We start from the raw sequence: 10,265 nt of genomic DNA, 5'->3' as shown, positions 1-10,265 counted from the left end.
TACCTTAGCCTTAAAGTCGTTTGAATGATTTCTTCTTGGTCTACGTGCCATAAAATACTCCATATATTGATGTTTATAACATCATTTGAGGAGCAGAGTATCACTTATAGGAGTTGTTCAAATTTCCGGAGCCATCTCTCGTTTGATTAAATACGGTTTATAAGGCTCAAGAATACTCACTTTAGATTGTGTTCGTTGATATTTAGGTGTTACTTGAGATCGTAAATATTTACACACAGTATTTCTAGAAATACCGAGTTCGCGGCTAATTGCCTTAATAGATTGACCTTGTTGATGAAGTATTTGGATTGTCACTGCTTGCTCCAAAGTTAACATGTTGAGCAGTCCAAAAAGACCACTATATTAACCAAGGGGGTCAATTTTCAAATGCTGTTGGGGGGTCATTTTTACATTGCCGCTAACAACTCTTCAGCATGCTGGCCTGAACGACTATCCTGAAAGTCATAGATCACCGCCTGAACTGGATTGTACTGTGTGGTGGCATAGGCCCAGACATAACCTTTCTTCGGTTTTTTATTATTCTCACCCATCCGCATGATGGTGACCGGTGTTTCATCTGCATGCAGCACCTGCTGTTGTAGTACCACCTCTTTTAAGGCATTGGCCAGAGGTTCCAGTTCTACACCGCAGCGACCTATCCAGTCAGATAAAGTTGATCTAGAAAGTTCGATTCCCGCCCGCTGATAGATCAGACGTTGACGGTACAGCGGTAAATGATCGGCATATTTCGATACCAGCACATGGCTGAGCAGTTCAGGTGAAGCAATGCCTTTATCAATCACATAGGCGGGCATCGCTTGCTGAGTCAGGGTGTCACACTGATCACAGACCCATTTGCCACGCAAATGCTGTTCCTTATAGAACTGTGCCGGTCTGAAATGCAGTTTTTCACTGACATCTTCGCCGATACGACGGAGTCGGCAGCCACAAGCACATTGGGTTGATGCAGGTTCATGCTCAATACGGATGGTGTGTAGATGATCTGGCAGTGGTCGACGTTTAGGTTTGTTGACTGTGGCTTTCTGTGTCGCTGCATGGGTTTTATCTGCATTTAATCGTTCTAATTCCAGATCAACGGCTGCGATATCTTCTTCAACCGCTTCATCCCACAGATGGATTTGTTTTGCAGTGAGATGTTCGTTTTTACTGCCGAATTTGTGCTGTTTAAATAGTGCGAGTTCATGCTCGTATTTTTGATTGAGAATAGAAAGATGTTGAACTTTAGAATCTAATTGCTGATTGGTGACTTCAAGATGTTGAACTCTGGCATCTAATTGCTGGTTTGATTGTGCTAGAGACTGATGCTGCATCGCCAACTGTCTGGTGAATTCCAGCAGTTGTTCATGGGTCAGTTGGCTTAAGTCAGGCAGCGTATTCATGACCGCAGTATGCCTGAGGTCATGAAGAGAATGAAATAGAACGTTTGGAGGATGGCAGAATGGTCGAGCTTGGTTTAGAGCATATTCACCACTTGCTGCAATCCAATTCTCTGCCAGGGCAAACCTTGGATTAATGCCTGTAACTGTTCCGGGCTGAGGGCCACGGTTTCACCTTGGTGAACTTGAGCCCAGTGAAATTTACCCTGTTCCAAACGCCGGGCACACAGCCAGATGCCCAGTCCATCATGTACCAACACTTTCATACGATGACCACGTTTATTACAGAACAGGTAGGCGCAATGCGGTTTGATGTAGCCAAAGGCTCTCACCACCTGAGCCATGACAGTATCCATACCTGCACGCATGTCCATGGGCTGGGTAGAGAGCCAAATTTCATCAATGCGGATCATGTTGCCAGTGCCTTGAGTAATTCTGCCAAGGCAGGTATTTCTGATGTCTGCCATTTTAGCTGAATATCATTATTCGTATGAGGCACGGTGATACACAACGTGATCCTCTCATCAATAGGTTGGCTGATTGCAGCAGTGTAAGGCAAAGCAATAAATGCTGGATTCACATGAGTAGGATCCTGCACGGCACCCTCATGATGGCTGAAGATCCTGATCCAACGACTGACAAGGTTGGCATTAATACTATGTTGCAGTGCGACCGAAGCGATCGAGGTATTAGGATTTTTGCAGGCATTGACAATACTGAGTTTGAATTCTTTGCTGTATGATCTGCGTTTTTTAGCAACAGGAGGTGTTGCTGAATATATATCCATGTTCATGGATTAAGTCCCCACTTGTTTTTAGGTGGGGACTAAATTAAGGCTTATAGGATCGCTTGGTAAGGCTGTGTTAGCCGGATGCTTACTTTCTTTTACCTTAATAACGGATTTGTTTAACGGCAGCATACTTTTTGAAACACCACCAAACTATTTATATTCCACCAGCATATAAATTTCCCTATCGGAAAATCTGATAGGAATTGATTATTTTGATACAAAACGTGAAAACTGGGAGTGATTATATGGACATATATAATATTTCCGGATAAATATAAACCACTCCACAAGAAGAAAGGCAGAATTTAATCTCAGTCTGAAGTAATAGTACTATCAAAGACCAAATGTTAAGACGCATACTTAAGAAAGCAAATTTCAATAATGCATGAGGATGTAATTAGTTTGACGGGACTAAAAAAGTGTAGCAACTTGCTACACTTTTTCGCTTTTTTGAATCAGCTGTTTTAAGAAATCTTCTAATTGTAAAAGACTGGCTTCGTCAATTTTCGAGATATTCAGAGAAACTTTAAGCTGTTTTTGATTCAGTTTGATATTCCCCGCAATCTTACCAGCATATTCAATTTTTCTGACCACGGATGTTGTGGTCAGTTTTTCTGGATTCTGACTCAATAGTTTTTCAGCATAAGTAGTAACTTTGCTTTGCTCGAGTTTTTTGTCTTTTAATTTTTCCCAAGCTCCGAGTAAGGCCATTTCGGCTTCAGAGAGTTGTTCAAGATGATCCGATAGAAATTTTTTGAATGCAGTTGCAGCAGTACGGCCTAGCAAGCCCGGTTCCACATCAAGGTCATTTAAAATTGCTTGCGGCAGTTTTTCGTATGCTAAATACTTGTACATATCTTCGCGATTTAAACCCAGTGAATTGGCTAAACGTTGCTTGTTTTTCTTTAATTTCTCATCAAGTGAGTTCAAGCCAATAAAAATCTCATAATCTGTCAGATCCTGACGCTTTAAATTCTCTGCCAGGGTTAACAAAGATGCTTCTACATTATTTGCATCAATTATAATGGCTTCAATCACAGACTTTCCGAGTAATTGATGTGCCCGTAAGCGTCGCTCGCCTGCAATCAGTTCATATTTCAGATTATCCAGTTTACGTACTGTAATGGGCTGCAAAAGGCCGATTTCATTAATAGAATCCGCCAGTTCTTTTAACTGTGACTCTTCAAATATTTTACGCGGCTGGTTTGGACTTCGGCTGATATCCTCAATAGGGACATTACGTCTAAACTCTTTCGGCTCTTTAATATTGTCTTTCTGTGCTTGCTGATGTTTTTCTGTATTCTGTTTCAGTTTCTGAGCTAAAAGCTCTTTGGTGCTTGCCATAATGCTCTCAGGTTTTAATTTTCACTACAATTTCATTGGCAAGGCTTTCAAAAGCCTTACGTACTTTTGAATTTTTTTCTACTTTCAAAAGTGGTTGTTGCAGAATCGCTGCTTGATTGACTTTAGTACTTTGAGGAATTGTGGTTTCTAAAATTTTACCTACCTGTTTCAAGGCTTCATCCCGAATCAGCTTACAGACATTCTGACGTTCATCATGCTTAATTAGTAAAGCGCCTAAAAGCTCTAAATCTGGATTAATACGTTTGATTTTTTCAAGATGATTTAAAAGATCTGTTACCCCATACAATCCATATTGTGATCCTGATTCGATAGGGATAACGACATGTGTTGAAGATGCCAAGGCATTGCTGGTTAATAATTTAAGGCTAGGTGGACAGTCGATCAATATAAAATCATAAAGATCTTTTAATAGTTTTAACTTGATATTTAACTCTTCAGAAGGACGGGGAGCTTCTTCTTTTAGTTGATCTTCAGTTTTTCCTAAATTTAAGGAACCATAAATTAATGATACTTTTTCAAAGTTCGTTTCTTCTTGTAATGCATCTGCCAACAACGAAATATCGCCCACTAGTAATTCTGCTGTAGTGACAGCAATTTCGCTTGGATGTTGGATCCCAATGTGTAAACTTGCGTTTGCTTGAGGATCTAAATCAATGACTAAAACTTTGTAGCCCAGATTGGCAAGTTCTGAGGCTAGGTGTACAACAGTCGTTGTTTTGCCACATCCGCCTTTATGGTTAGCAACAGTAATAATTTTTGCAGACATGCGTGTCAGATGCTTCCTTATTTCAATGTTTAGTAATATAAATAACTTTCATTCATCTTACTATAGTTTTTAAATTTATAAATCCTATTTATTCAGCTGTAAAACAACTTAAAAAATAAATTTTTAACTAAGCTAGCTTAATTAAAAATTAGAATAATTAGTTATTTAGCTAATTAATAATTAGGATCATATTTTTATTATATAAAACAAATGCTTGTAACTTTAAAAGTGGAAGGTTTGTCACTATAAAGTGGAAGGTTTGTCACTATAAAGTGGAAGGTCTGTCACCGTAAAGTGGAAGGTCTGTCACTATAAAGTGGAAGGTTTGTCACTATAAAGTGGAAGGTCTGTCACTAGGGTGGAAGGTTTGTCACTACTATTTTTAGAACTGCTATTTTTATTTAAAAATAATATAAAAAACAAATATTTAAGCTGTTAATAAAGTCTCATAACTAAGCTTTAAAGGTGGAAAGATTGTCACTGTATCTTCTTAACCTGTGGATAATCTGTTTTTATTGGATATTTCCTGATGATTATATGTGCAGTTATACCTTTTAAATCTAACAAAAAGGTGGAAGCCTTGTCACATCAGGGTTTTTATCTGACTTAACCTAACTAGACCTGAATGAAAAAAGTAAAAATAGACCTTCTGAACTGTAATTTCGAGACTAAAGGTGGAAGGTCTGTCATCATGAGGTGGAAAGATTATAATTAATTCCACTTTAAGTGCAGGAAATCGGCTAAAATGCTTCTTTTTGATGACAAACTTTCCACTTTTAGAATATTGTGGTGAAAGTCTTGAAAGTTTTTCCACTTTTGTATATAAAAACTAAGTTAAATTATAAATATCACGGTTATGACAGAATCTGAACCATTGCAAGAAGAATCGAATTATATTCCTTACTGTATAGGCAACATTCGCCATAATGGCGTTGTCAGTACCAGTAACCGTTTAATTCGCCCAATCGAATTATCAGCCAATGAATATAAGGCACTTTTATATGCAATGGCGGTTGCGAATTATAGTGAGAAAAATAGGGTAGATGGTGAAATTACCGAACAAACTTATATTTATTTGTATAAGGATGATTTGGCAGATTTACTAGGATTAAATAAACGTAATTCAATTAATGTTGCAATAGATCGGATTTATAAAGAGCTTTCATCCCGGGTAGCTCATTTTATTATTGAGGAGCCAGCTGATAATGGTAAGAGAAAGACTAAAAAAGTACATTCTGTCGTTCCCATTATCCGTGAGTTAAGATGGGAAGATGATTCTAAAAATGCGATTCAGATTCGTTTTACCAGTGAGGTGTTGCCGTATTTCACTCAACTGGCTGGGGGTAATTTTACTACCTATCAGCTAAAACATCTTTTTGCCCTAGATTCTGTTGCCAGTATGAGTCTTTATACTTATTTCATTAAAAACGAATTTAAGTACGTCAATCAAAAGAGTTATGAAGTGCCATTACTTTTAGAAAACTTGAAAGCACTGATTGATATTAATGAAACCAAATATGATCGCTGGGTAGATTTTAGACGCTATGTATTAGACAAAATAGTGGCAGAAATTAACGAAAATACAGATCTACAGTTAGAGTATGAAACCGTTAAGAAAGGCCGTCCAATTGTAGGTGTGAATTTTAAACTGCATCATCGGATTGCTGATAAGGCACTGGATGAATTTGCAGTGATTGAAAAAATCTATCTTGATGTTCCATTTGAAGACAATGCATCCGTAAAAGAATTAGGGGCTAAATTCGATATGAATGTACGTTCTTGGTATATTTTTAATAATGATGAAAATTATCAGCAGTTCAAGAAGTGGTTTAAAAAAGTAGGATGCCTCACTGACTCTCAAGCAAATATTGTCATTAATGACACTTTATTCCAAATGGATTTTGCTGAAATTGGTATGGGGTTGAATGACTTTAAACGAAATATGAAGCATAAACTTAAAAGTAATCCGGAATTCGTCCATAGTATTCGTGAAAGACTGAATGATATTTTTGGTAAAGAGTTGATCTAGCGAAAAGTGTAGCAACTTGCTACACTTTTTAGATATATGTTCGTAAAGAATACAAGTGGTAAGGACCTTAGGATAAAAACGACTCTGTTGCATAAAGTGTGAAAATGAACCGTACCGGGTTTGTCGGAGAGTCAATATTCTGAGAGACTACCCCGATGACCAAATTAAAATATACCCCTGAAATCAGAGAAAAAGCGGTTCAATTACTAATTGAATCTGAAAAAGATTATCCTTCTACTTGGGCTGCAATCACAGCAATTGCGCCTAAGATTGGTTATACTCCTGAAACACTTCGTGCCTGGCATCAAAAGCATTTAGATCAGCAAAATCCTATTAAAGTACAACAGATATCTGATCAAGAAAAAATGAAGCAAATGGAACGTGAAATTAAAGAATTAAAGCGTGCCAATGAAATTCTACGTAAAGCAGCCGCTTTTTTCGCCCAGGCGGAGCTCGACCGCCCACACAAATAATGGTGGATTTCATCCATAACAATAAAGATCGATATGGTGTTGATGCGATTTGTAGGATTTTACCGATCGCAGCTTCAACCTATTACCGAACTTTAGATCTCGCGGACAATCCAGAACATCGAGCGAAACGAGATCTACATGATGAGCATCATGCTGAACAAATTAAACGAATTTGGAAAGAAAGTTCAGGTCGATATGGTGTGCGTAAGGTCTGGCAACAATTGAAACGTGAAGGCTATATTATTGCACGTTGTACAGTTGCTCGATTGATGCAGAAGCTAGGTATACAAGGTGTTTGGCGTGGTAAGAATAAACAAACCACCCGTAGCCGAGATGATCAAAAAAGAGCAGATGATTTAGTGAAACGTAATTTTAATGCTGATCATCCTGACCAACTGTGGGTGAGTGACTTTAGTGTGCCGCAGCAAGCGGCGTAAGAGATGAGGGTATGGCCCCTCGCTATCGGCTTGCAGGAGCAGGTAGCAAACCACCATAAGCGGCTTGGATCAAAAGTCCCGGTCGTGAGCGTTATGGAAAAGGCATCGTAGAGATGTCAGGTAAGAATTAGGAAGGCGAACAACAGTGAACTGCCGTTCAAGTGTCGAAAGTACTCAAATGACATCAAAACCGGGGATGGAAGTTACCCCGCGATTAGTTTGGCCGTTACCTGCTTACGGGCCATTCGGTGTCCGGCGTAGAGGCAGCGCGATCCTAATTCAGGCTCTTACGTTGAACTGCGGGAACCTTCGGTGGCGATGTCAAGCGAAAGGCACAAGCTCAAAAGGCAAGGCTGATAATAGCAATGCGTCACCAAGGGGCGGAGCAACTCGTAGTAGTGTTGAAGTTACTGTAATGGTAATGGAGCGAAGGGGTTGCATTATCCAGGTCTACGGATTTGTCAACTGTGCAAGCAGGAGGAGCAAAACTTTATGACCAAACCATTTAACATTCCTAAAGCGTTAATCTGGGAGGCATTTAAGAAAGTCAAAGAGAATGGTGGCGCTCCAGGCGTTGATCATGAATCTATTGAGCAATTCGAAAAGCATTTAAAGAACAACCTATACAAACTATGGAATCGACTTTGTTCTGGCAGTTATTTTCCACCGCCAGTTAAGGCTGTTCCGATTCCAAAGAAGTCAGGTGGCGTGCGTATACTAGGTATTCCAACAGTTGCAGATCGAGTCGCGCAAACAGCAGTTAAGCTCTTATTAGAGCCGAAAATTGATCCATTATTTCATCCAAACTCATATGGATATCGTCCGGGGCGTTCTGCCCATGATGCAATTGCGATAGTGAGGAGACGAAGTTGGGATTATGACTGGGTTGTGGAATTTGATATCAAAGGTCTCTTTGATAACATCGACCATGATTTACTCATGCGTGCACTCAAGAAACACTGTGAAATTCCATGGATTCTTTTATATGTGCAACGTTGGTTAAAAGCACCAATGCAACACATAAATGGCCATCTTTTAGAAAGGAATCGCGGCACACCACAAGGTGGTGTTGTGAGTCCTTTATTGGCGAATTTATTTATGCATTATGCTTTTGATATGTGGATTACGAAACATCTTCAAAGTGTACGGTTCTGCCGTTATGCAGATGATGGCGTAATTCATTGTCGGAGTTTATCTCAAGCCAAACTTGTTTTACAAAAGATCGATGCACGATTTCGTGAATGTGGACTCGAATTGCATCCAGACAAGACAAAGATTGTTTATTGCCAAGATATTAATCGTCGTAAAGCATATCCCGATGTTCAATTTACTTTTCTCGGGTACACGTTTAGGCCCCGTAAGGCTGTGGACAAGTATAAAAGAGTTTATGTAAATTTCTCTCCTGCAGTCAGTCGTGATGCACTTAAAACAATGCGACAGACTATTCGGAAATGGCATCTACATCTGATGTGTAATCGCGAATTAAGTGATTTATCTGCAATATTCAATCCAATTCTTCAAGGTTGGCAGCAATACTATGGTCGATTCCATGGTTCAGCAATGTCAGCGATCTGGCAACACATGAATGCTTATCTTATACGCTGGATGAGGCGTAAGTATAAAAACTTGGCCCGTCATAAAAGACGGGCTAGATATGCCTTAGGGCGACTTGCGCGTGATTTTCCAAATGCCTTTGTGCACTGGAAAATGGGATGTTTACCATCGGTTGGATAATGGGAGCCGGATGAGCTGAGAGGTTCACGTCCGGTTCTGCGAGGGGCTAAGGGTGAAATTCCCTTGGTCTACTCACCCGTATATTCAAACTCATTCAGGCTGGGTCTATACCGCCTTTATTATTGATGTGTTCTCACGAGCAATTGTTGGATGGAAAGTATCGACACGGATGAATACAGATATGGTGCTCGATGCATTAGAGCAAGCCTTGCACGATCGAGGCATGCCAAAGAATGTGATTCATCATTCCGATAGAGGTGTTCAATATCTTTCTATTCGCTATACCAATCGTTTAGAAGCAGCAAATTTACGAGCATCAGTCGGTACAACTGGTGATTCATACGATAATGCTCTGGCTGAAACGGTGAATGGCTTATACAAAACAGAGGTGATTGAATATTTAAAAGCAGATTGGCAAGGTTTAGCAGATGTACAACTAGCGACACTCAACTGGGTAGATTGGTTCAATAAAAAGCGTGTACACAGTGCACTGGGTTATGTATCGCCTTTTGAGTTTGAAGCAATGTACTATGATAAGATTAACCCGTTAGGTCAGGTGGCCTAACTTAAATAAAAAAGTCTCCGACAAACCCGGTACGGTTCAGAGCTTGATTAGCCTGGCTTAAATTTGGTTTGCAATATAACGCCTGAATACCCATTTTCTTCATTAAAGTACGTGTATGACGTCGTCCTATATGATGCCCTTGACGATTCAACAAATCACGCATCATACGACTGCCTGCAAAAGGATATTGCATATGTAATTCATCAATACATCGCATCAGCTTCAGATCTGATGAGCTAACAGGTTTTGGGCGATAATAATAACAACCACGAGAGACTTTCAGTAACTTAGCTTGTTTAGATACTGAAATCTGAAGTGAGTGATCGATTAACTTTTGTGGTTGAAGCGGCCCAGTTTCTTCAACACACCTTCTAAAAAATCAATTTCTAATGCCTGCTCACCGATTTTTGCATGTAACTTTTTAAGATCAATGGGAGGTTCTGATGGAGCTTTTGATTGATCGAAAGCTTGTGAGGAAGCTGAGATCAATTTATTTTTCCAGTCAATAATTTGGTTTTGATGAACATCAAACTCAGAACTCAATTCAGCAAGTGTTTTTTCTGCTTTGATCGCAGCAAGTGCTACCTTAGCCTTAAAGTCGTTTGAATGATTTCTTCTTGGTCTACGTGCCATAAAATACTCCATATATTGATGTTTATAACATCATTTGAGGAGCAGAGTATCACTTATAGGAGTTGTTCAAATTTCC

6 protein-coding genes, 5 pseudogenes and 1 other annotated feature are annotated in these 10,265 nt (G+C 39.4%); of the genes and pseudogenes, 4 read left to right on the top strand and 7 right to left on the bottom strand.

Annotation, left to right across the window (positions count from 1 at the left end):
- Window positions 1–123 precede the first annotated feature (123 nt).
- The 6 genes and pseudogenes from FTU80_RS16155 to FTU80_RS16130 form a co-directional block, all read right to left on the bottom strand.
- Window positions 124–336, bottom strand: a pseudogene (locus FTU80_RS16155) (helix-turn-helix domain-containing protein); the annotation flags it as partial.
- 83 nt (window positions 337–419) lie between these two features.
- Window positions 420–1,400: pseudogene (locus FTU80_RS16150) on the bottom strand (IS66 family transposase); the annotation flags it as partial.
- Between the two features lie 74 nt (window positions 1,401–1,474).
- Window positions 1,475–1,810, bottom strand: a complete 336-nt coding sequence (gene tnpB / locus FTU80_RS16145) for an IS66 family insertion sequence element accessory protein TnpB (protein WP_004730490.1) — start codon at window positions 1,808–1,810, stop codon at window positions 1,475–1,477.
- Window positions 1,807–2,190 carry a transposase gene (locus FTU80_RS16140; protein WP_151208067.1) on the bottom strand — a complete coding sequence of 128 codons (384 nt, stop codon included), beginning with the start codon at window positions 2,188–2,190 and terminating at the stop codon, window positions 1,807–1,809. Before FTU80_RS16140 ends, tnpB begins: the two co-directional genes overlap by 4 nt.
- Window positions 2,191–2,619: 429 nt before the next feature.
- Window positions 2,620–3,531, bottom strand: coding sequence for a ParB/RepB/Spo0J family partition protein (locus FTU80_RS16135; RefSeq protein WP_150378262.1), 912 nt, complete (start codon window positions 3,529–3,531; stop codon window positions 2,620–2,622).
- Between the two features lie 7 nt (window positions 3,532–3,538).
- Window positions 3,539–4,318, bottom strand: coding sequence for a ParA family protein (locus FTU80_RS16130; protein WP_150378261.1), 780 nt, complete (start codon window positions 4,316–4,318; stop codon window positions 3,539–3,541).
- A gap of 856 nt (window positions 4,319–5,174) precedes the next feature.
- Between FTU80_RS16130 and FTU80_RS16125 the strand changes: the two genes are divergently transcribed.
- The 4 genes and pseudogenes from FTU80_RS16125 to FTU80_RS16110 form a co-directional block, all read left to right on the top strand.
- On the top strand, window positions 5,175–6,347 hold the full coding sequence (locus tag FTU80_RS16125; RefSeq protein ID WP_150378260.1) for a replication initiation protein: 1,173 nt from the start codon (window positions 5,175–5,177) through the stop codon (window positions 6,345–6,347).
- Between the two features lie 155 nt (window positions 6,348–6,502).
- A pseudogene (locus FTU80_RS16120) lies at window positions 6,503–7,245 on the top strand (IS3 family transposase); the annotation flags it as partial.
- Window positions 6,778–6,894, top strand: a sequence feature (AL1L pseudoknot). (Overlaps the previous pseudogene by 117 nt.)
- A gap of 504 nt (window positions 7,246–7,749) precedes the next feature.
- The gene (gene ltrA / locus FTU80_RS16115) at window positions 7,750–8,991 is read left to right on the top strand and encodes a group II intron reverse transcriptase/maturase (RefSeq protein WP_163169929.1); all 1,242 of its coding nucleotides are present in this window, start codon (window positions 7,750–7,752) and stop codon (window positions 8,989–8,991) included.
- A gap of 79 nt (window positions 8,992–9,070) precedes the next feature.
- A pseudogene (locus FTU80_RS16110) lies at window positions 9,071–9,556 on the top strand (IS3 family transposase); the annotation flags it as partial.
- Between the two features lie 40 nt (window positions 9,557–9,596).
- Here FTU80_RS16110 and FTU80_RS16105 read toward each other — a convergent pair.
- A pseudogene (locus FTU80_RS16105) lies at window positions 9,597–10,201 on the bottom strand (IS3 family transposase); the annotation flags it as partial.
- Window positions 10,202–10,265: the final 64 nt, after the last annotated feature.

Source organism: Acinetobacter sp. YH12145 (assembly GCF_013418335.1).
GTDB classification, from domain to species: Bacteria; Pseudomonadota; Gammaproteobacteria; order Pseudomonadales; family Moraxellaceae; genus Acinetobacter; species Acinetobacter amyesii.
The sequence above is the reverse complement of the archived record's forward strand: the minus strand, read 5'-3'. Positions and strand labels throughout refer to the sequence as shown.